This is a genomic window from Sinorhizobium americanum (assembly GCF_001651855.1).
GTDB classification, from domain to species: Bacteria; Pseudomonadota; Alphaproteobacteria; order Rhizobiales; family Rhizobiaceae; genus Sinorhizobium; species Sinorhizobium americanum.
In genome coordinates, this window is record NZ_LNQC01000033.1 from 25,645 (window position 1) to 48,806 (window position 23,162).

Here is a 23,162-nt window from a genome sequence, read left to right on the forward strand (position 1 = left end):
CCCATGGCTGGAACAGCCGTTCACCACGATCACCGTCATGATCATTCCGATCATGCCCATGATGCCGACCACGCTCACCAGCCGCTGACCTTCTTTCAGCGCTGGTTCCTGTCGACCAACCACAAGGATATCGGCACGCTCTACCTGATCTTCGCGATCATCGCCGGCATCATCGGCGGTACGCTGTCGGTCTTCATGCGCGCCGAACTGCAGGAGCCGGGCATCCAGATCTTCCACGGTCTGGCGCAGATGGTCTACGGCTTTGAAGGCGATGCTGCCATCGACGGCGGCAAGCACATGTTCAACGTCTTCACCACCGCCCACGCGCTGATCATGATCTTCTTCATGGTCATGCCGGCCTTGATCGGCGGTTTCGCCAACTGGATGGTGCCGATCATGATCGGCGCGCCGGACATGGCCTTCCCGCGTATGAACAACATCTCGTTCTGGCTGATCGTGCCGGCCTTCCTGCTGGTGCTGCTTTCGATGTTCGTCGAAGGCCCGGCGGGCGCCTATGGGGCCGGCGGCGGCTGGACGATCTATCCGCCTTTCTCGACCTCCGGCATGCCAGGGCCGGCCATGGATCTGGCGATCCTCGGCCTGCACATTGCCGGCGCCTCGTCGATCCTCGGCGCGATCAACTTCATCACGACGATTCTCAACATGCGCGCTCCGGGCATGACGCTGCACAAGATGCCGCTCTTCGCCTGGTCAGTGCTGATCACCGCCTTCCTGCTGCTCTTGTCGCTGCCGGTTCTGGCTGGCGCCATCACCATGCTGCTCACCGACCGCAACTTCGGCACGACCTTCTTCGCGCCTGAGGGCGGCGGCGACCCGATCCTGTTCCAGCACCTGTTCTGGTTCTTCGGCCATCCGGAAGTGTACATCCTGATCCTGCCGGGCTTCGGCATCGTCAGCCACATCATCTCGACCTTCTCGCGCAAGCCGATCTTCGGATATCTCGGCATGGCCTACGCCATGGTTGCGATCGGCGCCGTCGGCTTCATCGTGTGGGCGCACCACATGTACACGGTCGGCATGTCGCTCGAGACGCAGCGTTACTTCGTCTTCGCGACGATGGTTATCGCGGTTCCGACCGGCGTGAAGATTTTCTCCTGGATCGCCACGATGTGGGGCGGCTCGATCCGCTTCACCACGCCGATGGTGTGGGCGATCGGCTTCATCTTCCTCTTCACCGTCGGCGGCGTCACGGGCGTTCAGCTCGCCAATGCCGGCCTCGACCGGGCGCTGCACGACACCTACTACGTGGTTGCCCACTTCCACTACGTCCTGTCGCTCGGCGCCGTCTTCGCGATCTTCGCGGCCTGGTATTACTGGTTCCCGAAGATGAGCGGCTACATGTACTCCGAGTTCCTCGGCAAGCTGCATTTCTGGGTGATGTTCGTCGGCGTGAACCTGATCTTCTTCCCGCAGCACTTCCTGGGTCTTGCCGGCATGCCGCGCCGCTATATCGACTATCCGGATGCCTTCGCCGGTTGGAACATGGTATCGTCCTACGGCTCCTATGTCGCCGCCGTCGGCGTGCTGATCTTCCTCTTCGGCGTCGCTGAAGCCTTCTCGAAGAAGCGCGTCGCGGGCGACAATCCGTGGGGCGAGGGCGCCAACACGCTCGAATGGCAGCTGTCTTCGCCGCCGCCGTTCCACCAGTGGGAACAGCTCCCGCGGATCAAGTGACGGACAACGAACAGAAGCCGCCGGTGACGGCGGCTTCTCCCCGCCGGCCTTCCGGCATGATGCGGCCTGTCCGGCCGCAGCAAGTTCAGGAAAGAGACATGACGCTCATCGACAATCACGAGGCAGTCGGCATGGAAGGCGCACCGCGCCTGTCCGAAGCCTCTGCGCGCGATTATTTCGAGCTGCTGAAGCCGCGCGTCATGTCGCTTGTCGTCTTTACAGCTTTTGCCGGGCTCGTCCTCGCGCCGGGACAAATCAATCCGGTCATCGGCTTCATCGCCATTCTCTGCATTGCCATCGGCGCCGGCGCCTCCGGTGCGCTGAACATGTGGTACGACGCCGATATCGATGCGGTGATGAGCCGCACCGCCAAGCGTCCCATCCCCGCCGGCAAGATCCTGCCGCAGGAAGCGCTCGCCTTCGGTCTCACCTTGTCGGCATTTTCTGTGATCATCCTTGGGCTCGCCGTTCACTGGCTCGCAGCCGGGTTGCTCGCCTTCACGATCTTCTTCTATGTGGTCATCTACACGATGTGGCTGAAGCGTTCGACGCCGCAGAACATCGTGATCGGTGGTGCCGCCGGGGCCTTCCCGCCGATGATCGGCTGGGCCTGCGTGACCGGGGGCGTGTCGGTCGAGAGCATCGTGCTCTTCCTCATCATCTTCCTTTGGACACCGGCCCATTTCTGGGCGCTGGCGCTCTTCAAGATGGGCGACTACGGCGCCGTCGGCGTGCCGATGATGCCGAATGTCTGCGGTCAGGCGACGACCAAGCGGCAGATCGTGGTGTACGCGCTCCTGACCGCGCTGAGCGGCATCTGTCCCACGCTGATCGGTTTTGCGAGCCTTGGATACGGAGCCTTCGCGACCGCTCTTGGCCTGGGCTTCGTCTGGTATTCGCTCGCCGTGCTGCGCATGCCGGAAAGCGACCTCAGGATGCTGCCGGCCAAGAAGCTCTTCGCCTTTTCGATCGCCTATCTCTTCGCGATCTTCTCGGCCCTTCTTGTGGACTATGTGATCGTGAATGTCTGGCTTAATGCCGGAGGTATCATCTGATGGAAACCGTGAAGCTCACCGAAGCCCAGAAGAAATCCCGCCGCGGCCGCAACATCGCACTCGGCCTCGTGCTCGCCGGTCTTGTCGGGCTGTTCTATGTCGTCACGCTGATAAAGTTCGGCGGCGGCATGGCCCATTGAAGGTGATGCGCATGACGAACACGCCGCAACCACCGGGGAAGGAACGCGCCAACGGCGTCATCGTCGGCGCTTGTCTCGCCTTCGTCGCGGGCATGGTCGGCATGGCCTATGCGGCCGTGCCGCTCTACGACATGTTCTGCAGGGTGACGGGCTATAACGGCACGACACAGCGCGTCGAGCAGGCGTCCGACGTCATTCTCGACGAGACGGTCAAGGTGACCTTCGACGCCAATGTCGGGCCCGGTCTGCCATGGGACTTCAAGCCGGTTCAGCGGGACATCGACGTCAGGATCGGTGAGACGGTGCAGGTGATGTACCGCGCGAAGAATCTTTCGTCGAAGCCGACGACCGGCCAGGCGACGTTCAATGTGACGCCGATGGCGGCGGGCGCCTATTTCAACAAGGTGCAATGCTTCTGCTTCACCGAAACGACGCTCAAGCCCGGCGAGGAAATGGAGATGCCCGTCGTCTTCTTCGTCGATCCGGAGATCGTCAAGCCGGTCGAGACCAAGGACATCAAGACATTGACGCTGTCCTACACCTTCTACCCGCGCGAGCCGTCGAAGCCCGTCGCCGCGGTAAAGGACGGGGAAACTGAGAACAGACTTTGACAGGACGTCCGTTTCGGCTATGCCGGACGGGCGACAAGAGAGGACTATCGGGGATTACTGACATGGCCGGAGCGCATCAGAAGAATCACGACTACCACATCATCGATCCGAGCCCGTGGCCTTTGCTCGCCTCCATCGGCGCCTTCGTCATGGCCTTCGGCGGCGTCGGTCTCATGCGCTATGCCGCCGGCGGCTCGTTCAAGCTGTTCGGCCTGGAACTTGCCAATCCGTGGCTTTTCCTGATCGGCCTGGCGATCGTCCTCTACACGATGTTCGGCTGGTGGTCGGACACGATCAAGGAAGGCCGCGAGGGTCATCACACCCGCGTCGTGTCGCTGCACCTGCGCTACGGTATGATCATGTTCATCGCCTCCGAGGTGATGTTCTTCGCCGCCTGGTTCTGGGCCTTCTTCGATGCCAGCCTGTTCGCCGGCGAGCCCATTCAGGCCGCTCGCGCCGCCTATACCGGCGGCGTCTGGCCGCCGAAGGGCATCGAGGTCCTCGATCCCTGGCACTTGCCGCTCTACAACACGGTCATCCTGCTGCTCTCCGGCACGACCGTCACCTGGGCGCACCACGCGCTGCTGCACGACGACCGCAAGGGCCTCATCTATGGCCTGACGCTCACCGTGCTGCTCGGCGTCCTGTTCTCCTTCGTCCAGGGCTATGAGTACGCGCACGCGCCGTTCGCCTTCCGCGATTCGATCTATGGCGCCACCTTCTTCATGGCGACCGGATTCCACGGCTTCCACGTTCTCGTCGGCACCATCTTCCTGCTGGTCTGCCTGTTCCGGGCGCTCGGTGGCGGCTTCAGCCAGCAGCATCATTTCGGCTTCGAAGCGGCCGCCTGGTACTGGCACTTCGTTGACGTGGTCTGGCTGTTCCTGTTCTTCTCCATCTATATCTGGGGCGGATGGGGCGCACCAATCGCTCACGGCTAAGACCGGGGCGGAAGACAAGGGGCGGCTGCGGCGATGCAGCCGCCCTATTCGTTTGCGAACAATGGTTGGGCGATGACGTACGCGTATCTGTGGCTGCTGGCTGCAGCTGTTTTCGTGACGGCCCCTGTCTCAGCCGCCGAAACTGCGGACAAGGTGGTCGTCTACAAGGAACGACGCGTGCTGCAATTGTTTGCCGGCGAGCGCCTCCTGCGCGAATATCCGGTGGCGCTTGGCGGTAATCCTTTGGGCGACAAGGTGCAGGAAGGCGATCGGCGCACGCCGGAAGGGCGCTACATTCTCGACTGGCGCAACGACGCGAGCAGCTTCTACCGTTCCATCCACATCTCCTATCCGGCGCCCGAGGATGTCGAGGCCGCGGCTTCCAAGGGCGTCGATCCCGGCGGCATGATCATGATCCATGGCCAGCCCAGCTATTTAGGCTGGCTGGCCTTTTTGACGCAGATGTTCGATTGGACGGATGGCTGCATTGCCGTTACCAATGCCGAGATGGACGAAATCTGGGACATGGTTCCGAACAACACGGCGATCGAGATCAATCCATGAACGACGACAAAGCGCTGTACCCGCCGGTTGACTCCGTCATGACAGGCGTCAAGGGGCTTTGCCCGCGCTGCGGTCAGGGCCGCCTGTTCGACGGCTTTCTGAAGGTTCGACTGGCCTGTGAGAGCTGCGAGCTCGATTATCGATTTGCCGATTCCGGCGACGGGCCCGTCGTTTTCGTCATCCTGATCGTCGGCTTCATCGTGCTTGGGGCGGCGCTCTGGATGGAAGTCAATGTCAGCCCGCCGCTATGGCTGCACTTCCTCCTGTGGATACCCCTGGCAACGGTTTTCAGCCTTGCGCTGACGAGGATCTTGAAGGGCGTGCTGATCAATCTCCAGTATCGCAACAATGCACATCCGGGTGAAATCGACCGTGGCCGAGATGCATAGGCCGGCCTCACGCGGCCGCCTCGGCCGGATTGGCGGTATCGTTCTCATTGCGATCGCCTTGGCTGTGCTCGTCTCGCTTGGTACATGGCAGCTGGAGCGGCTGCACTGGAAGGAGGCGCTGATCGCGGCGATCGCCGAGCGCCGTTCGGCGCTGCCGGCGACACTCGGAGAGATTGAGGCTCAGGCTGCGGCCGGCCAGGACATCGACTATCGAACCATCAGCGTGTCCGGCACCTACGATCACCGCAAGGAGCGGCATTTCTTTGCCACTCACGATGGTCGCACCGGTTACTATGTCTTCACGCCCCTGATGCTCGCGGACGGTCGCGCTCTTTTCGTCAACCGCGGCTTCGTGCCCTTCGAGAACAAGGACGCTACGACACGGGCCGAGGGGCAGGTTGGCGGCAACGTGACCGTCAACGGTCTGGCGCGGCCGCGGCTTTCCGAGAAGCCTTCGTCGCTGGTGCCGGACAACGACATCGCCAAGAATATCTTCTACTGGAAGGATCTCGACGCGATGGCGCGCACAGCCGGCATCGCCTCAGATCGCGTCGTTCCCTTCTTCGTCGACGCGGATGGGGCGAAAAACCCGGGCGGCCTGCCGATCGGTGGCGTGACGCAGTTCGACCTGCCGAACAACCATCTTCAATATGCGCTCACCTGGTACGGTCTTGCGGGGGCGCTGGTCGTGGTGAGCGGGGCTTACCTTTATCGCCAGCGACGCAGAGATCATTCCGGCGAATGAAACGGGGAAACGAATGGCTCTTCTCGCCGCCATACTGATTGCGCTCACCGCATTGCTGCATGTTGGCTTCCTGGTGCTCGAAATGTTTTTATGGACGAAGCCGTCGGGGCGGGCGGTCTTCCATATGACGGCAGAGCGGGCCGAGACAACGCGGGTGCTGGCAGCCAACCAGGGGCTCTACAACGGCTTCCTGGCCGCAGGTCTCCTCTGGTCGCTGCTCCAGCCCGAACCGGACTTTGCGTTTGAGGTGAAGGTGTTCTTTCTTGTGTGCGTGATCGTTGCCGCTATATATGGCGCATGGTCGGTCAAGCCCCGCATCCTTCTCGTGCAGGGCGGCCCGGCCATGCTCGCGCTCCTGTTCGTTCTACTGGCGTCCTGATTCATGGCCTCATCCACGGCGGCAAAATCCCAGATCACCATACGTCTTTGCGGACCGCGCGGCTTCTGCGCCGGCGTCGACAGGGCGATCCAGATCGTCGTACTGGCACTCAAGGAGTTCGGTGCTCCGGTCTATGTCCGCCACGAGATCGTGCATAACCGCTATGTCGTCGAAGGGCTGGAGGCCAAGGGCGCGATCTTCGTCGAGGAGCTCGGCGAAATTCCGCCGGAGCATCGCAAGCAGCCTGTGGTCTTCTCCGCCCATGGTGTGCCGAAATCGGTGCCCGCCGATGCCGATCAACGCAACCTCTTCTATCTCGACGCCACGTGTCCGCTGGTCTCGAAAGTGCACAAGCAGGCGATGCGACATCATCGGCTGGGGCGGCACGTGGTGCTGATCGGCCATGCCGGACATCCGGAGGTCATCGGCACGATGGGGCAATTGCCGGAAGGGTCCGTCTCGCTCATAGAGACGGTGGAGGACGCGGATTTATATGTGCCGCCCGATCCCGACAATCTCGGCTACGTGACGCAGACGACGCTGTCCGTCGACGACACCGCGGGTGTCATCAAGCGCTTGCACGAGCGCTTCCCAAACTTGACGGCACCAGCTGCCGATTCGATCTGCTACGCTACGACCAACCGGCAGGAGGCGGTCAAACAGGCGGCCCCCGGCTGCGATCTGTTCCTGATCGTCGGCGCCCCCAACTCGTCCAATTCCAAGCGGCTTGTCGAAGTGGCGCTCAGGGCAGGGGCGAAGAAATCCGTGCTTGTCCAGCGTGCCTCGGAGATCGACTGGGAAGCGATCGGCGACATCTCAACCGTAGGCCTCTCGGCCGGCGCCTCGGCGCCGGAGGTGATCGTCAACGAGATCATCGAGGCGTTCCGCGAGCGCTATGACGCGACGGTCGAGCTTGCCGACACGGTGGAGGAAAACGAGAACTTCCTCGTCAATCGCGAACTCCGCCATGTCGAGTTGACCGCCGCCGACATGGCCTTCGTCAATGGAGAATAGGCGGGACGATAAAGCTTCCGCTTCAATCCCCTGGAAATCCTGTTTCCGAAAGTAGCGACCTTGGCAGTTTACACCGATATCACGGAAGACGACCTGACCCGCTTTCTGGCCGCCTATGACGTGGGGGTGCTGACCTCCTACAAGGGTATTGCCGAAGGCGTGGAGAATTCAAACTTCCTTCTCCATACGACCCAGGGCTCCTACATCCTCACGCTCTACGAAAAGCGGGTGAATGCCGGTGACCTGCCGTTCTTCCTGGGGCTGATGCACCATCTCGCGGAAAGGGGGCTTTCCTGCCCGCTGCCCTTGCCGCGTGCCGATGGCGAACTGCTTGGCATGCTGTCCGGCCGCCCGGCCGCCGTCATCTCCTTTCTCGAAGGCATGTGGCTGAGGAAGCCCGAGGCGCAGCATTGCCGCGAAGTGGGCCGGGCGCTGGCATCGATGCACGAAGCGGGCGAGGGCTTTGCCTTGAAACGGGCGAATGCGCTCTCGGTCGGTGGCTGGCGGCCGCTGTGGCGGAATTCCGAGGAGCGCGCCGATGAAGTGCAAGACGGCTTGAAGGATGAGATCGCGGCGGAACTCGCTTTCCTCGAAGAGCATTGGCCGAGGGAGCTGCCGGATGGGGTGATCCATGCCGACCTCTTCCCCGACAACGTCTTCTTCCTCGGCGATCGCCTGTCCGGACTGATCGACTTCTATTTCGCCTGCAACGACTTCCTGGCCTACGACATCGCCGTCTGCCTGAACTCCTGGTGCTTCGAGAAGAACGGGTCCTACAACATCACCAAGGGCATGGCCTTGCTCTCCGGTTACGAAAGCGTGCGAAAGCTGACGGTAGAGGAGGTGACGGCCCTGCCGTTGCTGGCCCGAGGCTCGGCGCTGCGTTTCTTCCTGACGCGCCTCTACGACTGGCTGATGACGCCGGCCGGCGCACTCGTGGTCAAGAAGGACCCGCTCGAATATCTGACGAAACTCCGTTTCCACCGCGCCGTCGTCTCGAGCGCCGAATATGGCCTGCGACGCGGCGAGGCTTTGCAATGAAGCATGTCGATATCTTTACCGACGGTGCCTGCTCGGGCAATCCCGGGCCGGGCGGCTGGGGAGCGGTGCTGCGCTACGGCGAAGTGGAAAAGGAGATGTGCGGCGGCGAGGCGGAGACGACCAACAACCGCATGGAACTGACGGCCGCCATCTCGGCACTGAACGCGCTGAAGCAGCCCTGCGAAGTCGATCTGCACACCGACAGCAAATATGTCATGGATGGCATCTCGAAATGGATCCACGGCTGGAAGCGCAACGGTTGGAAGACCGGCGACAGGAAGCCGGTGAAGAACGGCGAACTCTGGCAGGCGCTCGACGAGGCACGGGGGCGGCATCAGGTGACCTGGCATTGGGTCAAGGGCCACGCCGGCCATCCGGAAAACGAGCGCGCCGACGAGCTGGCGCGCAAGGGAATGGAGCCTTTCAAGAAATCGGGCCGCGGGAACATCGCCCTTTAGACTAGAAGCGGCCGAAGAACGGGCCGTGAGGCCCGTTGCAACGCGCGGCGCAGGACTTAACTCAGTTGCTCCAGCATTGCCGCAGCGCCGGAAACGGTCGCCTGGCCCGGGGCGTCTTCGACGTTCAGCGTCTTGACCACGCCATCGTCGACGATCATCGAATAGCGCTTCGAGCGGATGCCGAGCGTGCCGGCCGACAGATCGATATCGAGGCCGAGCGCCTTGGTGAAGGCAGCGTTCCAGTCGGACAGGAAATGGATCTTGCCCATGCCGCCGGACGCCGTTGCCCAGGCGCTCATCACATGCAGGTCATTGACGGCGACGACGGCGATATCGTCGACGCCACGTGCGAGGATCGCGTCGCGGTTTTCCAGATAGCCGGGAAGATGATTGAGCGAGCAGGTGGGGGTGAACGCCCCCGGCACGGCGAAAAGGACGACCCGCTTGCCCTTGAAGAGCTGGTCGGTAGTGATCTCGACCGGGCCGTCGGCGGTCTTTTCCTTGAAGGTTGCGTTGGGCAGCTTGTCTCCGACAGCAATGGTCACGGTTCTCTCCTCGATTTCAACTCGCGGTCCGGCAAAGCGCTTGCCGAGCCTGCGAGCGACTATATGAACGCGTCAATCAAAGGCAAGCGTGGTTTCCATGCTGCGATAGCCGGCACGCACGGTAAGCGCGATCGCTTTGCCGCCAATCTTTCGGTCCTTGCCGAAGAGTTTCACGGGAATGTCCACACGGCGCTCGTCGCCGGAGAGGTCGCCCACGACCGGTGCCCCGAAGGAGATTCCCGCCGGCCCGGCGAGGAAAATCTCCGGTTTGCCCTCGTTTCGCGGAAGCCGCAGATCGAGGTGGATGGTGCCGGCTTGCTCGTCGAATGCTGTCTTCGTTACCCTGAAATCCTCGGACGGCGGCTTTGGAAGTGCCGCCACGGCCTCGTCGATGCGCGCGCCGTCCAGTGGGTTGTCGAAAACCCCGCCCTTCAGCGTCAGATCCAGTGTGCCCTGAACCGGGATGCAGATGTCTTCGCAAACACCCAGGAATACGGTAGCCCGGACCGTCAGATCCTTTTCCCCGCTCACCCGTTTCAGCGTGAGCGGGAAGGCAACCGAGCTGTCGTAACCGACATAGCGTCCCGGTCCCTCGCCGAACGTCTTCGGTGCGGGAAAACGGATCGCCTCCAGAGCGACGCCGCCGGCGGGATCGAGCGTGATCTGTGGCGGTATTCCACTCGCCCCTGGGTCGCGCCAGTACGTCTTCCAACCGGACTCGAGCTTGATTTCGAGCACCGCTGGAATGGAGCCATCCGGTTTTGGCGGCGAGGCGACGAGGCGGATCGCCCCACCAGGGGAGGTCAACCAGTCGCTGGTGGCGGCGGCGGATTGGCTCGGCAAAAAAAGAGCAACGAGTAGGCTTGCCTTCGCGAGGCACTGAGCCATCTTCTTCCTGGTCCGGCGTCTGGTCATGACCTAGCACTAGCGCGTTTCAGCATCAGTCTCCAGCCGCCGCGCGTGGCCGCCGATCATATCTGCTTGATCGACGATGCCGGGTGAATGGCTCCGCCCGAATTGGGCTCCAACTATAGAATTCGCTTATCTTTTGATCGTTGGAGCTCGAGGTGGACGCGAAGGAGCGTCGTGCGTGCAAATTTCCGCCTGCGCCACGTAGAGGCGCTTTTCATTTCGTGCCGAATTGGTAGGCTGTCTTCATTATGGCAACAAGCGTGCAGCCAAAGATACGCGAACGGGGTTTCCTTGACGGTCAGTTCCTGATCGCCATGCCCAGCATGTTCGACGCCAATTTTGCCCGCACGGTGATCTTCGTCTGCGCCCATTCGGAAGACGGCGCAATGGGTTTCGTGTTGAACCGGCCCCAGCGGCTGACCTTCCCGGACGTGCTCCTGCACCTGCAACTGCTCGACCCGGACGAGGCGATCCGGCTGCCTTCGACGGCGCGTGAGTTCCAGATCCAGGCTGGCGGGCCTGTCGAGACCGGCCGTGGCTTCGTCCTGCATTCGGACGATTACCTGAGCGATTCGAGTATTCCGGTCAGCGACGATATCTGCCTGACCGCGACGCTCGACATCGTCAAGGCCATTTCGCGCGGTGAGGGGCCCGTCAAGGCCACCATGCTGCTCGGCTATGCCGGCTGGGGACCGGGGCAGCTCGAAAGCGAAATCGTCAACAACGGCTGGCTGACATGCCCCGCACGCGAAGAGCTGATCTTCAGCCGTGACCTCGACGAGAAATACGACCAGGCGCTTGCGTTGATCGGCGTTTCTTCGGCGATGCTTTCCCCCGACGCCGGCCACGCCTGATCGAAGGCTCGGTTTCTCGATTCTATTCTCCGTTTACGCTCTCTTCATGAGCGGAAATCGCTCCTTCAGGAGCCTCAGGATCGATTCCGAGCCGACGGGCGGGCCGAACAGGAAGCTCTGGCCATAGTCGCAGCCCATCTGCGCGAGCTGGATCGCATCCTCCTCCGACTCGATGCCTTCGGCAACGACCCGCATATCGAGTTCGCGCGCCATGGCGATCACCGAGCGCAGCACGACGCCCCGCTTGTCGCTCGGATCGCGCACCAGCGCCTTGTCGATCTTGATCGTGTCGAACGGGAAGCGGGTCAGATAGGAAAGCGAGGAATGGCCGGTGCCGAAGTCGTCGAGAGCGAGCCGCAATCCGGCTTCCCGTAGCTTTTCGAGCACGAGCCGGGCCTGTTCCGGGTTCTCCATCACCAGCGATTCGGTTAGCTCCATCTTCACCTTCGCCGGATCGCAGCGGTTCTTGTTGAGGATGGCGCGGACGTCGTCATAGAGCCCGCTGTTGAGCAGCTGGGCGCTCGAAAGATTGATCGCGACGAAGATCGGCAGGTCGCCCGTCTGGATCTGCCATTCGGAAAGGTCGCTCGTCGCCTGGTCGAAGGCGAACATGCCGAGCTGGTCTATGATTTCGGAATTCTCCGCGATCGGGATGAATTCGGTCGGCGAAATACTGCCGCGCTTCGGATGATCCCAGCGCATCAGCGCTTCGAAACCGGCGACCTCGGCATCGCTGAGACGCACGATCGGCTGGTAGACGAGCGACAGTTCCTTGCGTTCAATCGCTCGCTTCAGATCCGCTTCGAGCTGCAGGCGATCCGATCCGGATGTCCGGAAGGCCGGCCGGAAGGGTTCGACGCGGTTGCCGCCCTCCTTCTTGGCGCGGAACATCGCAAGCTCCGCATCGTCGAGCAGACTTGCGGCGCTCTGCTCCTGGTCGAGCCATGAAACGAGACCGATCGAGGCGGTGAGATTGATCTCCCGATTGCCGTAGTTGAGCGGCACCATGATCGCCTTGCTGACCGCATCGGCGAAATCGGCGATCTTCGCCGGATCGCGTTCGGACATCAGGATCAGCCCGAACTGGTCGCCGCCGAGGCGGGCCAGCGTGTCCTGCGGCCGCAGGAGCCGGCGCAGCCGCCGCGTCAGCGCGATCAGAATATTGTCGCCGGCGGCGATCCCGAGCAGGTCGTTGACCTGCTTGTAGCGGTCGATGTCGATGGCGAGGACGGTCGGCCGCGTCGCAGCGCTACCGTCGGACATCAGAAGGATGGCCTGCAGGCGGTCGAGGAAAACCTGCCGGTTCGGCAGGCCGGTCAGGTTGTCGAGGAGCGCGTTCTGCAACAGCCGCTCGACCGAATTGCGCTGTTCGGTGATGTCGACGATGGTGCCGACGCAGCGGATGATCTCGCCATTGGCGCCGAGCACCGGCCGCGCCCGGATCGACAGCCAGTGATAGTGGCCGTCCTCGGCGCGCGCGCGAAACTCATGGTTCAAGCGGCCGCGCCTATGTTCGAGAAGCACGTCCAGAGTGGCCCTGAAACGGTCGCGGTCGTCCGGATGCAGCCGCGGCACCCAGTTGCGCACCGGTCCGTTCATCGTGCCGAGCGAAAGGCCGAGCTGGTGGGAAATATCCGGGATCGTCACGACGCGGTCGCGCGCCACGTCCCAGTCCCAGACGGTATCGCCCGAGCCGGTCAGCGCCAGCGCCTGCCGCTCGAGGTCCGAAAAGAGACCCTGCTGGTAGGCGCCGCCGGCAAAGGCGTGCTGCATTACAGTGAAGCCGATCAAGAGGACGATCAGCACGAGGCCGCCGCCGAGCGCCGGTTGGACGATATCATTGGCGAGCTGACCGGTGACCGCCAGCCACGCGCCGAATAGCCAGACGAGGATCAAGAGCCAGGCCGGAACGAGAAGGATGGCGCGGTCGTAGCGGTTGAAGCCGAGATAGGCGATCAGCACGATGCCGACGGTCGCCGTCAGCGCAAAGGAGAGGCGGGCGATGCCCGATGCGATCGCGGGATCGTAGACGGCGACGCCGAACAGCAGTGCCAGGCCGAGAATCCAGGCGAGCGTCGCATAGCCGAGATGCTGATGCCAGCGGTTGAGGTTCAGATAGGTGAAAAGGAAGATCACCAGGCCCGCCGCCAGAAAGACTTCCGTTCCTGCTCGCCATATGCGTTCGTCGCCGGCTGTCACGCTGATCAGCTTCGACAGAAAGCCGAAGTCGACGCAGATATAGGCGAGAACGGCCCAGGCGAGGGCCGCCGTTGCCGGCAGCATCGAGGTGCCCTTGACGACGAAGAGAATGGTCAAGAACACCGCGAGCAGCCCGGCAATCCCGAGCACAATGCCGCGATAAAGCGTAAAGGCGTTGACGGTGTCCTTGTAGGCGTCCGGCTGCCACAGATAGATCTGCGGTAGTTCCGGCGTCGCAAGCTCGGCGACGAAGGTGATGACGGCGCCGGGGTTCAGCGTGATGCGGAACACGTCCGCCTCGTCGCTCGGCTGCCGGTCGAGCGCGAAGCCCTCGCTCGGCGTGATCGACAGGATGCGCTGCGAGCCGAGATCCGGCCAGAACAGCTTCGAATTGACCAGCCGGAAATGCGGCGCGACGATCACCCGCTCGAGCTGTTCTTCGGAGACATTGGCGAGCGCGAAGACGGCCCAGTCGCCCTGGTGATGTTCCGTGCTCGATCGGACCTCGATGCGCCGCACGATACCGTCCGTGCCAGGAGCGGTGGACACCTGGAAAGCCTCGCCCCGGCCGGAATAGATTTCCGTCGTGGCGGTCAGGTCGAGGGCCGTGTCCTCGCGCGAGATCTTGACCGGCTCGAGAGCATGGGCGACGCCGCCGGCGATGCCGAAGATGAAAACGGCGAATGCGGCCAGGAACGCCGCCAGCCTTGCGGCTGGCCATGCGGACGGCTTGCGGATCAGGGGCATCAAAGGGGCATATTCCTGTTCGGTACGGCATCCGCGGCCAGAAGCGAAAACATCAGGTGATCGCGCCACTGGCCGTTTATCTTCAAGTACTGTCTCAAGTAGCCTTCGCGTTCAAAGCCGGCCTTTTCAAGGAGCCGGATGCTCCTTGCGTTTTCTGGAATACAGGCTGCTTCAATACGGTGCAACTCGAGGGTCGAAAAGATGTAGGGGATGGTCAGCTTCAGTGCCGCGTACATGTGACCCTGGCCGGCATGTTTCTGCCCCATCCAGTAGCCGATCATGCAGTTCTGCGCCGCACCCCGGCGGATATGGCCGATCGTCAGGCCGCCGAGGAGGACCTCGTCCGGTCTGCGGAGCAGGAACAGCGGCACCGCCTGGCCGGAAGCATATTCCTGTTCGTTGCGGATGACGCGACTGCGAAAGGCGCTCTCGGTCATCTCGTCAGCCCGCCAGGTGGGCTCCCACGGTTCGAGGAAACTGCGGCTTGCGCTGCGCAATTGATACCATTGCCGATAATCGGCGTAGCGCGGGAGGCGGAGAAGATAATCCTGATTGGCGATCTCGACCGATTCGGGCTGCCGTGACAGGAACCGAAATACCGATCGTGCCATATATGCCTCCGGCCCCAAACTCGCATGCCGGCGGGCGGAGATCGGCTTCATGCTCTTCCTCATCCCGCTCGGGTCAACTTACACAGCCGAACCGAAAATTCCGGCCCGGACCGCGCCATCATGCAAAAGTCCGAAGGCGCCGTGTCATTGTTGAAGCGTTGCACAAGTTAACGCCTAAATCGAATCCGATTTTGGAAATCGTGCAGAAAAGCACAGGCCTCGCAGGCGCTGCCGGCAGTCCGAAGGTGTGCGCTGGCGCCCGCTAGCCGGCCAGGGCCTGGACGGCAGCGGGCTTGATATTCAGAGACGACAGAATGTCGCCCATCGGGGCGAGCTGTTCGAGGGGGCCGATCGCCGAAAGGGTAGGGGTCGTATCGAAGAAGAGCCGGCCGGCGAGATCGGTCAGCCGCTCTATGGTGATGCCGGACAGCCTTTCCATCAATTCCTCGTTGGGAATGGGGCGACCGTAGAGCATCATCTGGCGGGCGATCTGGCCGGCGCGTGCGGCCGGGCTTTCCTGTCCCATCAGAAGTTGGGCGCGGATCTGCGCACGGGCACGCTCGATCTCCTGCTGGTCGATGCTCGCCGAGGACTTGCGCAGCTCCTCGATGATGACCGGCATCAGCTCGGGGAGATTTTCCCCGCCGGTCGCGGCATGGATGCCGAAAATGCCGGTATCGGAAAAGCCCCAATGGAACGCGTAGACCGAATAACAGAGGCCGCGATGTTCGCGCACTTCCTGGAAGAGGCGGGACGACATGCCGCCGCCGAGGATGTTCGCAAGGATCTGCGAACAGTAGAAGTCGCGGGCGTGATAGGCCCTGCCTTCGAAGCCGAGCAGCACCTGCGCGTCCATCAGGTCACGGCTCTCGCGGCTGTCGCCGCCGGTGTAGCGCGCCGTATCGAGGACGGGGGTCGACAGCGGCGTGACCGGCAGCGTGGAAAAGCGCTCCTCGACTTGGCGCACGATCGTGTCGTGGTCGACGGCGCCGGCGGCAACGATGAACATCCTGTCGGTCGTATAATTGCGGCCGAGATATTGGCGAATCTGGCCGGGGGTGAACGACATCACCGTTTCGGGCGTGCCGAGAATGGGCCGCCCGACCGTCTGGTCGCGATAGGCGGTCTCTGCGAAGCGGTCGAAGACCACGTCATCCGGCGTGTCGTCGGCCGCGCCGATTTCCTGCAGAATGACATGCTTCTCGCGCCGGAGTTCTTCCTCGTCGAAGGTCGAGTCCGTGAGAATGTCCGCCAGGATGTCGATCGCCAGCGGCACGTGGTCCTTGAGCACCCGGGCGTAGTAGGAGGTCGTCTCGGTGGAGGTGGCGGCGTTGACCTCGCCGCCCACGTTTTCGATCTCTTCGGCGATTTGGCGGGCGCTGCGCCGTTTCGTCCCCTTGAAAGCCATGTGCTCAAGTAGATGGGCAATTCCGTGTTCATTCACGGTTTCGTTGCGTGAACCGGACTTTATCCAGACCCCGAGCGCCACGCTTTCCAGATGCGGCATTCGCTCGGTCACCACCGTCAGCCCGGAAGGGAGCCGGGTGCACTCAACTTTCATCATCCGTATCTTTCGTTCTATTCCCGAACGCGGGTACGCTCGCCGATGAAGCTTTCGACGCTTTTCAGCTCTGCATCCAGGATATCGAAACGCTCCGCCCTAGTCATGAGATCAGCAAGCCACGTCGGAAGCGTGGGGTCAATACCACTCGCCGATTTTACCGCGTCGGGAAATTTCGCGGGGTGGGCGGTCCCGAGCGTCACCATCGGCGCCGAGGGCTTCTCGTGCTTGGCGGCGACTGAGACGCCGATTGCCGTATGCGGATCAAGGAGATAGCCCGATTTATCAAGCGTATCGCGGATCGTCGCGGCCACCTGCTTTTCCGAGGCGCGGCCGGCACGAAATTCCTTGCGAATTTTTTTCAGTGCCCCCTCTTCGATGGCAAAGGAACCCGATTGCTTGAGGCTTGCCATTGCGGCGCGCACCCCTGCCGCCTCGCGGCCATAGGCCTCGAACAACAAGCGCTCGAAGTTGGACGAAATCTGAATGTCCATCGAGGGCGAGGTCGTCGCCTTGACCTCGCGCATCTCGTAGCGGCCGGTCTTCAGCGTGCGCGCCAGGATGTCGTTCTCGTTGGTGGCGATGATCAGCCTGTCGATCGGCAAGCCCATGCGCTTGGCGACATAGCCGGCGAAGATATCGCCGAAATTGCCGGTCGGGACCGTGAAGGAGATCCTCCGGTCCGGGCCGCCGAGCGCGACCGCCGCCGTGAAATAATAGACGATCTGCGCCATGATGCGCGCCCAGTTGATCGAATTGACCCCCGACAGCTTGACCCGGTCGCGAAACGCCGTGTCGTTGAACATGGCTTTGACGAGGTTCTGGCAATCGTCGAAATTGCCCTTGACGGCGATCGCATGCACGTTCGACGCACCCGCGGTCGTCATCTGCCTCTGCTGCACCGGCGAGACTTTGCCGTGCGGGAAGAGGATGAAAATGTCCGTCCTTTCCCGGCCGGCGAAGGCGTCGATCGCGGCACCTCCCGTGTCACCCGACGTCGCCCCGACGATCGTCGCCCGTTCGCCGCGCTCGGCGAGCACATGATCCATGAGGCGCGCCAGCAATTGCATGGCGACGTCCTTGAAGGCGAGCGTCGAACCGTGGAAGAGTTCCATGACGAAGGAGTTGGGGCTGGTCTGGACGAGCGGGGCAATGGCCGGATGGCGGAAGGTCGCATAGGCCTCGTCTATCATCTCGCGGAACTTCGCGGCCGGGATTTCGCCGTTCGTGAAGGGCTCGAGAACAGTAAAAGCGATTTCCTGATAGGACTTGCCGCGCAGCGCCCGGATTTCCTTTTTCGAGAAGGCCGGCCATTCCTTCGGCAGGTAGAGGCCGCCGTCACGAGCAAGCCCTGCCAGAAGAGCGTCGCAGAAACCGAGGGGCGCTGCTTCCCCGCGCGTCGAAATATACTTCACCTTCTTCATCCTTCGTTACCGCATCTCACAGTTACAGCAGTCAGTTTGGCGGAGGACCGCCCCTCTCGCCGCGCTATCACGCCGATATTGCATATCCCTTTAAGGAAGAACCGCCGCCCGGCCCCCTATTTGTTCCAGTTCGCCGTAAATCGCGCGGACATTCTTGTCACCATGGCAAATTTCCGAACGCTCTGGAAAGTGAGGCTTGCGATGGCCCGCCGGTCGATTTTTCGATTTGCCGCTGCTATAGACGATGCCCGAGGGTCGAGAAAAGCCCTCAAAGATCGTCGGTCCGGAGGAGGAGGGGATTGCAGATGGGTTCCTGCTCCGGCCATCAAAAGGATCGCGCCAGCTTCGGCCGAATTCGCCGCGGCTGCCGTGATTTCAAAGTCTCACCGGTTCAGTAGGGGTCGTGCAACGTGTCTGGCAAAGTGTCTCGCCATCTTCTCGCAATGTCTGTCCTTTTGGTCGCCGCGGGGTGTAACAAAACGCAAGACGGCGCCGCCATCGAGGCCGGCGGCACCGCGAACGCACCGACGCCGGCGGTGATCCAGGCGGCTTGCCCGGCGGTGACGCTGCGGGACGGCACCGCCTCCTATCGCACCTATGCGAAGGGCGGCAAGGACGATCCGACCAAGGTGGTCTACCAAGCCTCGCTGGCCGACACCACGCGGCAATGCGTGCAGAGCGCGGACACCCTGACGGTGACCGTGGTCGCGCAGGGCCGCGTCGTCGCCGGCCCCGCCGGCGGTCCGGGCAAGATTACCATGCCGATCCGCGTGGCGGCGACCGACGGCGAAAAAACGCTCTATTCCGAACTGACGCAATATCCGGTCGAAGTGCCGCCGGGCAGCACCAACACGCAATTCGTCTTCACCAAGGCCAACGTCACCCTGCCGGCCGGGGCCGGAGCCGACGCCAAGATCTTCGTCGGCTTCGACGAGGGACCGCAGAAGGCGAAGCAGTAGCAGGCCGGCACGGGCGCTGCGCGGCAAAATTCAAAGAAAAGCTCTTTGCAGCCATCCGATGCAAAAACGCCGAGGCATGCCCCGGCGTTTCCGCGCGTCCGCTCGCGACCGGGTTATTCGGCCGCCACGCTCTTGCCCGCTTCCCATTTGTAGAGCGAGAAGCTCGGCGAGGTAAGGTCGCCGCTTTCGCCATAGGTCAGCTTGCCGATAACCGTGTCGATCGCCTCGCCGGATTTGATCGCGGTCGCGACCGCGGTCGCATCCTCGGCGGAGCCTGCCTTCTCGATGCCGGCCTTGAGCACCTGGACGGCGGCATAGGCGTTGAGCGTGAAGGCTTCCGCCGGGATGTTCTTGACATTGAGCGCCTCGATCACCGGGGCGGCGGCCGGGTGGCGGGTGGCGTCGCTCGCATTTGTGTAGATCGTTCCCTCGGCAGCATTGCCGCCGATCGCCCAGAACTCGGTGTTGGAGAGGCCGTCGCCGCCGATCAGCTGAGCATTGACACCCTGGTCGCGCATCTGCCGGACCATCAGGCCGGCCTCGGCGTGGTAGCCGCCGAAATAGACCACGTCGACATTCTCGGCCTTGAGGCGCGTGACGATGGCGCTGAAGTCCTTTTCACCGGGGTTCAAGCCCTCGTAGACGACTTCCGTGATGCCGCCTGCGTTGATTGCCGCCTTGAAACCATCGGCGAGGCCCTTGCCGTAAGCACCCTTGTCGTGCAGGACGGCGACGCGCTTGTCCTTGAGGTTCTTGACGACGTAATCGGCCGCGACCACGGCCTGCTGGTCATCGCGGCCGCAGGTGCGCAGGACGTTCCAGAGCCCGCGGGTGGTAAGGTCCGGCGTGGTTGCCGTCGGCGTGACCATGAGGATGCCGTTCTCGGCGAGCACGTCGGATGCCGGCATCGCCGTGCCGGAAAGCACCGGCCCGACGACATAGCGCACGCTCTCGCCAGCGAGCTGGTTGGAAACCGAGACGGCCTGCTTCGGCTCGCCGGCGTCGTCGACGATCTTGATGACGATCTTCTCGCCCTTGATGCCGCCGGCATTGTTGATGGCTTCGGCCGCTGCCTCGGCACCGTTCTTCACCTGCTCGCCAAAGGCCGCGACCGGGCCGGTGAGCGGCGTGATCACGCCGATCGTGATATCGGCATGGGCGAGCGGGGCGAAGGCCACGCCGGCGGCGAGGGTCAATCCGGTCAATCGTGAAAGACGCATCGTGGTTCCTCCTTGGAAATAACCTCTACAACGCCCGGACACGCGTAGGCCGCCATGGCGCTTTGAACTGCTGCTTGGTCCCATCCGGAATCATGCATTGGTCGATCTTGATATAGCCCTCGTGCACCATTCGGAAACCCGCTGTTTCTCGCAGGAAACCATGCGTGTTCACGACGGAATGCCGCGTTTGGAGGGCGCCGATGATTACCGGCGCAAAGGCAGTCCCACTCGGGCCGGGTGGGGATCAGGCCGTCAGGGACTCAGACCATTCGGCAAGGGCGGCGATGACGCCGGGCAGGACAGCCATCCGCGAGATGACGGTCTCGGCACCGGCTTCCGTCAGCTTGTCGGCATGCGAGGCATAGCTGTGTGATCCGCCCGTGAAGCCGACGACGCGCATGCCGGCGGCGCGGGCCCCGTGGACGCCGTGCACCGAGTCCTCGATGACGAGGACGCGTGCCGGGTCGACGCCAAACTGGGCGGCACCATGCAGGAAGATGTCCGGCCTCGGCTTGACTCGGTCCGGGCCAAGATCGCGCGCCGAATAGATATGCTTGCCGAAGTGCTCCCGGATGCCGACCTTGCCGAGCATCGTCGCGAGCCGCGCCGAGGTCGAGTTCGAGCAGATGCAGTGTGGCAGCGTCAGCTGCAGCAGCACGGGCTTGACGCCGTCGATGATCTTCACGTCGCGGGCGAGCCGCTTGTCGAGAACGGTGTCGACGCGGTCGATCAGCGAAGCGGAGAGCGGAATGCTGGCTTCCTTCTCGATCGCCAGCAGCGTGTCGCGCCAGGTCATGCCGGCGAAGCGCTCGCTCATTTCTTCGACGCTGATCGGGTAGCCGGCTTCCGTCAGAAGCCCGGCCTCGACTTCCGAGGCGATGATTTCCGAATCGACGAGAACGCCGTCGCAGTCAAAGATGATGAGATCGAAACCGGTCATTTTGCGTCCTTGGGAGAAGCGCGCCGCTGGCGGGGGAGGAGGCTCGATGCAGCGCAAAAATAGGGTCCGGGCAGATTTATACGATGGCGGATCAAAGCTCAACCTTTGGAAATCGTCTTGCGGAAGTCGTGCCTTGCTCGACAGGCTCGGGCTGCACCTCTATCTGTAGCGCATGACAAACGAACGCGACGACACGATTGCAAGCCGGATCAGCCGGGCGCTCGCCGAGAGGATCATCTCCGGGGCGCTCTCGCCGGGCGAGCGGTTGCGTCAGGACCATGTTGCCGAGGAATTCGGCGCCAGCCACGTGCCGGTGCGCGAGGCTTTCCGACGGCTCGAGGCGCAAGGCCTTGCCGTCAGCGAGCCGCGGCGCGGCGTGCGGGTCGCCTCCTTCGATCTCAAGGAGGTGCGCGAAGTGGCGGAAATGCGCGCGGCGCTTGAGGTGCTGGCGCTTCGCCATGCCATACCCCACCTGGCGCCCGCCATTCTCGATCGCGCCGAGGCAGCCACCGCCGCGGCGGACAGATCCCGGGACGTGCGCAGCTGGGAGGCGGCAAACCGTGCTTTCCACCGCCTGATCCTCGAGCCCTGCGCCATGCCGCGCCTGCTCGCCGCAATTGATGACCTTCATGCGGCAAGCGCCCGGTTTCTCTTCTCCGCCTGGCGCTCCAGTTGGGAGGCGCGCACCGACCACGACCACCGCGCGATCCTTGCGGCCCTGCGTCAGGGAAGGGGTGAGGAGGCAGCCGCGATACTCGAGCGCCATGTCGGCTGGATCGGCAAGACGCCTGTGAAGACCGCAGCCGGTGAAATTCGCGAGGCCTTTTCTATCGTCGGCTAGGCCCCGATTGTCGTAAACTCCTGCGGCAAACGGACAAGGATCGGCCGTTCTGATGGTTCGACTTCGGGGACATCATCTCCTCTGTCTTCTCACCTTCGTCGGCGAGGGCTATACGCCCGCGTTCACAGGCAACTTTCGCCTGATTGCGGCGCGTCTTTCGGCCGGCGAGGAAATCGAGATCGTCGAAGGGCCGGACGACATCTGCGCTCCGATGCTGGATCAGCCTGAAGCCCATTGCCGCAACAGCGACATCCGCAAGCGCGACGCCTGGGCTTTGGCAGCAATTGACGAGCGATTGGGTATCTCGCTCAAGCCTGGCTCGGTGCTCGACCTCGGTGGCGGACGCCTGGTTGCCTTGCGTAGCGCCTTCGCGGCCGGTCTGATCCGGGCGGCGTGCAATGAGTGCGAGTGGTCTGAGTTTTGCACTCGAATTGCGCGTTGTAGCTTCGAAGGCACTCTCGTTCAGACCGAAAGTGTAGGGCTCTCTGGCAAACGGCTATAGCGGAAAGAGTTCCAGGAAGGCCCTCTCACCGTTGTGACTGAAACGGATCACGCGACTGCCCTTTTCGCGCTTGGCCCAGCCCTCCTCGATGAAATGCGTGAGCAGCGCCTCGCCAAGTGAGCCGGCGAGATGCGAACGGCGTTCGCTCCAGTCAAGGCAGGTTCGGCAGATCGGCCGGCGGGATTTTTGAAGCGCGTCGTAGTCGATGCCGAGCGCCTCGATGCGATGCCGTCCTGCGTCGGTCAGAGCGAGGTCCTCTCCCGTCACTTCGATCTGGCGGGCCGCGACCAGACTGTCCAGCAGGCGCACGCCATAATCGCCGGCGAGGTGGTTATAGCAGACGCGCGCCTTTCGCAGCGCCGGGTCCCTCGGCCCTGGCCGATGCCGCGTAAGGCCGCGGCTGGCGGCAAAACCCATGAGGCTCTCGAGCATCAGCCCGACCTCGTCTTCCGCCAAGGCATAGTAGCGATGCCGGCCCTGCTTGCGCTGCGTCAGCAATCCGCCGGCCTCGAGCTTGGCGAGATGCGAGCTTGCGGTCTGCAGCGTGATGCCCGCGTGCGCTGCAAGCTCGGTCGGCGTCAGCGCCTGGCCGCCCATCAGCGCGGTCAGCATGTTGGCGCGGGCCGGATCGCCTATCAGCGATCCGATGAGGGCAATGTCGGGACCTTCCTTCATAATTCGATCGTAGTCGAAGCATTCCGGCCGAACAAGCGGGCATGATGCAAATCATCAACAAGGAGGTGGCATGAAAGAGGCCGCGCCCGCTGAGAGAACGGATCACTGAGATGCAATCGATGATCGAGGGACAGTCACGC

Annotated in this window: 25 protein-coding genes; 16 read left to right on the forward strand and 9 right to left on the reverse strand. The window is 62.7% G+C overall.

Annotated features, from left to right (window positions below; all coding sequences use genetic code 11):
* Positions 1-3 precede the first annotated feature (3 nt).
* From ctaD to rnhA, 12 genes are all read left to right on the forward strand, one after another.
* On the forward strand, positions 4-1,695 hold the full coding sequence (ctaD, locus tag ATC00_RS01705; protein WP_064251771.1) for a cytochrome c oxidase subunit I: 1,692 nt from the start codon (positions 4-6) through the stop codon (positions 1,693-1,695).
* A gap of 98 nt (positions 1,696-1,793) precedes the next feature.
* Entirely contained in the window at positions 1,794-2,750 is a 957-nt protein-coding gene (locus ATC00_RS01710) for a heme o synthase (protein ID WP_037379305.1), read from the forward strand.
* Positions 2,750-2,890: a hypothetical protein gene (locus ATC00_RS32850; protein ID WP_037379306.1), complete on the forward strand. Its 141-nt coding sequence runs from the start codon at positions 2,750-2,752 to the stop codon at positions 2,888-2,890. Before ATC00_RS01710 ends, ATC00_RS32850 begins: the two co-directional genes overlap by 1 nt.
* Before the next feature lie 11 nt (positions 2,891-2,901).
* Positions 2,902-3,501, forward strand: coding sequence for a cytochrome c oxidase assembly protein (locus tag ATC00_RS01715; protein ID WP_064251782.1), 600 nt, complete (start codon positions 2,902-2,904; stop codon positions 3,499-3,501).
* Between the two features lie 62 nt (positions 3,502-3,563).
* Positions 3,564-4,442 (forward strand): cytochrome c oxidase subunit 3, encoded by an 879-nt coding sequence (locus ATC00_RS01720; RefSeq protein WP_037379308.1) that lies wholly within the window; start codon positions 3,564-3,566, stop codon positions 4,440-4,442.
* Between the two features lie 72 nt (positions 4,443-4,514).
* On the forward strand, positions 4,515-5,006 hold the full coding sequence (locus ATC00_RS01725; protein ID WP_072642837.1) for a L,D-transpeptidase family protein: 492 nt from the start codon (positions 4,515-4,517) through the stop codon (positions 5,004-5,006).
* Positions 5,003-5,395, forward strand: a complete 393-nt coding sequence (locus ATC00_RS01730) for a DUF983 domain-containing protein (protein ID WP_064251783.1) — start codon at positions 5,003-5,005, stop codon at positions 5,393-5,395. The genes ATC00_RS01725 and ATC00_RS01730 overlap by 4 nt, the downstream gene beginning before the upstream one ends.
* Entirely contained in the window at positions 5,355-6,140 is a 786-nt protein-coding gene (locus ATC00_RS01735; protein ID WP_064251773.1) for an SURF1 family protein, read from the forward strand. The genes ATC00_RS01730 and ATC00_RS01735 overlap by 41 nt, the downstream gene beginning before the upstream one ends.
* 13 nt (positions 6,141-6,153) lie before the next feature.
* Positions 6,154-6,519 carry a DUF1304 domain-containing protein gene (locus ATC00_RS01740; RefSeq protein ID WP_064251774.1) on the forward strand — a complete coding sequence of 122 codons (366 nt, stop codon included), beginning with the start codon at positions 6,154-6,156 and terminating at the stop codon, positions 6,517-6,519.
* Positions 6,520-6,522: 3 nt separating this feature from the next.
* Positions 6,523-7,533 (forward strand): 4-hydroxy-3-methylbut-2-enyl diphosphate reductase, encoded by a 1,011-nt coding sequence (gene ispH, locus ATC00_RS01745; RefSeq protein WP_064251775.1) that lies wholly within the window; start codon positions 6,523-6,525, stop codon positions 7,531-7,533.
* 60 nt (positions 7,534-7,593) lie between these two features.
* Entirely contained in the window at positions 7,594-8,574 is a 981-nt protein-coding gene (locus tag ATC00_RS01750) for a homoserine kinase (protein ID WP_037379316.1), read from the forward strand.
* Positions 8,571-9,032 carry a ribonuclease HI gene (rnhA, locus tag ATC00_RS01755; protein ID WP_064251776.1) on the forward strand — a complete coding sequence of 154 codons (462 nt, stop codon included), beginning with the start codon at positions 8,571-8,573 and terminating at the stop codon, positions 9,030-9,032. The genes ATC00_RS01750 and rnhA overlap by 4 nt, the downstream gene beginning before the upstream one ends.
* A 56-nt stretch (positions 9,033-9,088) precedes the next feature.
* Here rnhA and ATC00_RS01760 read toward each other — a convergent pair whose 3' ends face one another.
* Positions 9,089-9,577: a peroxiredoxin gene (locus ATC00_RS01760; protein WP_037379321.1), complete on the reverse strand. Its 489-nt coding sequence runs from the start codon at positions 9,575-9,577 to the stop codon at positions 9,089-9,091.
* Positions 9,578-9,649: 72 nt separating this feature from the next.
* Complete coding sequence (locus ATC00_RS01765) at positions 9,650-10,492, reverse strand: protein-disulfide reductase DsbD domain-containing protein (protein WP_064251777.1); 843 nt, start codon at positions 10,490-10,492, stop codon at positions 9,650-9,652.
* 245 nt (positions 10,493-10,737) lie between these two features.
* Here ATC00_RS01765 and ATC00_RS01770 point away from each other — a divergent pair, with 245 nt between their 5' ends.
* Positions 10,738-11,343: a YqgE/AlgH family protein gene (locus tag ATC00_RS01770; RefSeq protein ID WP_064251778.1), complete on the forward strand. Its 606-nt coding sequence runs from the start codon at positions 10,738-10,740 to the stop codon at positions 11,341-11,343.
* Between the two features lie 33 nt (positions 11,344-11,376).
* On the opposite strand, the gene ATC00_RS01775 is transcribed toward ATC00_RS01770, so the two are convergent.
* The 4 genes from ATC00_RS01775 to thrC form a co-directional block, all read right to left on the reverse strand.
* Positions 11,377-14,289 carry an EAL domain-containing protein gene (locus ATC00_RS01775; RefSeq protein WP_064251779.1) on the reverse strand — a complete coding sequence of 971 codons (2,913 nt, stop codon included), beginning with the start codon at positions 14,287-14,289 and terminating at the stop codon, positions 11,377-11,379.
* Entirely contained in the window at positions 14,289-14,900 is a 612-nt protein-coding gene (locus tag ATC00_RS01780) for a GNAT family N-acetyltransferase (RefSeq protein WP_037379357.1), read from the reverse strand. Before ATC00_RS01780 ends, ATC00_RS01775 begins: the two co-directional genes overlap by 1 nt.
* A 262-nt stretch (positions 14,901-15,162) precedes the next feature.
* The gene (locus ATC00_RS01785; RefSeq protein WP_082911942.1) at positions 15,163-16,464 is read right to left on the reverse strand and encodes a M16 family metallopeptidase; all 1,302 of its coding nucleotides are present in this window, start codon (positions 16,462-16,464) and stop codon (positions 15,163-15,165) included.
* A gap of 14 nt (positions 16,465-16,478) precedes the next feature.
* Positions 16,479-17,885, reverse strand: coding sequence for a threonine synthase (thrC, locus tag ATC00_RS01790; protein ID WP_173827763.1), 1,407 nt, complete (start codon positions 17,883-17,885; stop codon positions 16,479-16,481).
* A gap of 410 nt (positions 17,886-18,295) precedes the next feature.
* Between thrC and ATC00_RS01795 the strand changes: the two genes are divergently transcribed.
* Entirely contained in the window at positions 18,296-18,844 is a 549-nt protein-coding gene (locus tag ATC00_RS01795) for a hypothetical protein (protein ID WP_037379329.1), read from the forward strand.
* Positions 18,845-18,957: 113 nt separating this feature from the next.
* Here ATC00_RS01795 and ATC00_RS01800 read toward each other — a convergent pair whose 3' ends face one another.
* The gene (locus ATC00_RS01800; protein WP_037379330.1) at positions 18,958-20,064 is read right to left on the reverse strand and encodes an ABC transporter substrate-binding protein; all 1,107 of its coding nucleotides are present in this window, start codon (positions 20,062-20,064) and stop codon (positions 18,958-18,960) included.
* A 244-nt stretch (positions 20,065-20,308) separates the two neighbouring features.
* Positions 20,309-21,004 (reverse strand): HAD family hydrolase, encoded by a 696-nt coding sequence (locus tag ATC00_RS01805; RefSeq protein WP_037379332.1) that lies wholly within the window; start codon positions 21,002-21,004, stop codon positions 20,309-20,311.
* A gap of 172 nt (positions 21,005-21,176) precedes the next feature.
* Between ATC00_RS01805 and ATC00_RS01810 the strand changes: the two genes are divergently transcribed.
* Positions 21,177-21,845, forward strand: a complete 669-nt coding sequence (locus ATC00_RS01810; protein WP_037379334.1) for a GntR family transcriptional regulator — start codon at positions 21,177-21,179, stop codon at positions 21,843-21,845.
* Between the two features lie 52 nt (positions 21,846-21,897).
* Positions 21,898-22,347 carry a DUF1284 domain-containing protein gene (locus ATC00_RS01815; RefSeq protein WP_052035359.1) on the forward strand — a complete coding sequence of 150 codons (450 nt, stop codon included), beginning with the start codon at positions 21,898-21,900 and terminating at the stop codon, positions 22,345-22,347.
* Here ATC00_RS01815 and ATC00_RS01820 read toward each other — a convergent pair.
* Positions 22,342-23,022 (reverse strand): winged helix-turn-helix domain-containing protein, encoded by a 681-nt coding sequence (locus ATC00_RS01820; protein WP_064251780.1) that lies wholly within the window; start codon positions 23,020-23,022, stop codon positions 22,342-22,344. The two genes, ATC00_RS01815 and ATC00_RS01820, sit on opposite strands and share 6 nt — an antisense overlap.
* Between the last annotated feature and the right edge of the window lie 140 nt (positions 23,023-23,162).

Excerpts from the sequence above, each read along its gene's own strand:
- ATC00_RS01725 (WP_072642837.1), top strand. The coding sequence starts at position 4,515 with ATGACGTACGCGTATCTGTGGCTGCTGGCTGCAGCTGTTTTCGTGACG.
- ATC00_RS01740 (WP_064251774.1), top strand. The coding sequence starts at position 6,154 with ATGGCTCTTCTCGCCGCCATACTGATTGCGCTCACCGCATTGCTGCAT.
- ATC00_RS01785 (WP_082911942.1), bottom strand. The coding sequence starts at position 16,464 with ATGATGAAAGTTGAGTGCACCCGGCTCCCTTCCGGGCTGACGGTGGTG.
- rnhA (WP_064251776.1), top strand. The coding sequence starts at position 8,571 with ATGAAGCATGTCGATATCTTTACCGACGGTGCCTGCTCGGGCAATCCC.
- ATC00_RS01805 (WP_037379332.1), bottom strand. The coding sequence starts at position 21,004 with ATGACCGGTTTCGATCTCATCATCTTTGACTGCGACGGCGTTCTCGTC.
- thrC (WP_173827763.1), bottom strand. The coding sequence starts at position 17,885 with ATGAAGAAGGTGAAGTATATTTCGACGCGCGGGGAAGCAGCGCCCCTC.
- ATC00_RS01815 (WP_052035359.1), top strand. The coding sequence starts at position 21,898 with ATGGTTCGACTTCGGGGACATCATCTCCTCTGTCTTCTCACCTTCGTC.
- ATC00_RS01730 (WP_064251783.1), top strand. The coding sequence starts at position 5,003 with ATGAACGACGACAAAGCGCTGTACCCGCCGGTTGACTCCGTCATGACA.
- ctaD (WP_064251771.1), top strand. The coding sequence starts at position 4 with ATGGCTGGAACAGCCGTTCACCACGATCACCGTCATGATCATTCCGAT.
- ATC00_RS32850 (WP_037379306.1), top strand. The coding sequence starts at position 2,750 with ATGGAAACCGTGAAGCTCACCGAAGCCCAGAAGAAATCCCGCCGCGGC.
- ATC00_RS01710 (WP_037379305.1), top strand. The coding sequence starts at position 1,794 with ATGACGCTCATCGACAATCACGAGGCAGTCGGCATGGAAGGCGCACCG.
- ATC00_RS01775 (WP_064251779.1), bottom strand. The coding sequence starts at position 14,289 with ATGCCCCTGATCCGCAAGCCGTCCGCATGGCCAGCCGCAAGGCTGGCG.
- ATC00_RS01800 (WP_037379330.1), bottom strand. The coding sequence starts at position 20,064 with ATGCGTCTTTCACGATTGACCGGATTGACCCTCGCCGCCGGCGTGGCC.
- ATC00_RS01735 (WP_064251773.1), top strand. The coding sequence starts at position 5,355 with ATGCACATCCGGGTGAAATCGACCGTGGCCGAGATGCATAGGCCGGCC.
- ATC00_RS01715 (WP_064251782.1), top strand. The coding sequence starts at position 2,902 with ATGACGAACACGCCGCAACCACCGGGGAAGGAACGCGCCAACGGCGTC.
- ATC00_RS01765 (WP_064251777.1), bottom strand. The coding sequence starts at position 10,492 with ATGACCAGACGCCGGACCAGGAAGAAGATGGCTCAGTGCCTCGCGAAG.
- ATC00_RS01720 (WP_037379308.1), top strand. The coding sequence starts at position 3,564 with ATGGCCGGAGCGCATCAGAAGAATCACGACTACCACATCATCGATCCG.
- ispH (WP_064251775.1), top strand. The coding sequence starts at position 6,523 with ATGGCCTCATCCACGGCGGCAAAATCCCAGATCACCATACGTCTTTGC.
- ATC00_RS01780 (WP_037379357.1), bottom strand. The coding sequence starts at position 14,900 with ATGGCACGATCGGTATTTCGGTTCCTGTCACGGCAGCCCGAATCGGTC.
- ATC00_RS01770 (WP_064251778.1), top strand. The coding sequence starts at position 10,738 with ATGGCAACAAGCGTGCAGCCAAAGATACGCGAACGGGGTTTCCTTGAC.
- ATC00_RS01810 (WP_037379334.1), top strand. The coding sequence starts at position 21,177 with ATGACAAACGAACGCGACGACACGATTGCAAGCCGGATCAGCCGGGCG.
- ATC00_RS01820 (WP_064251780.1), bottom strand. The coding sequence starts at position 23,022 with ATGAAGGAAGGTCCCGACATTGCCCTCATCGGATCGCTGATAGGCGAT.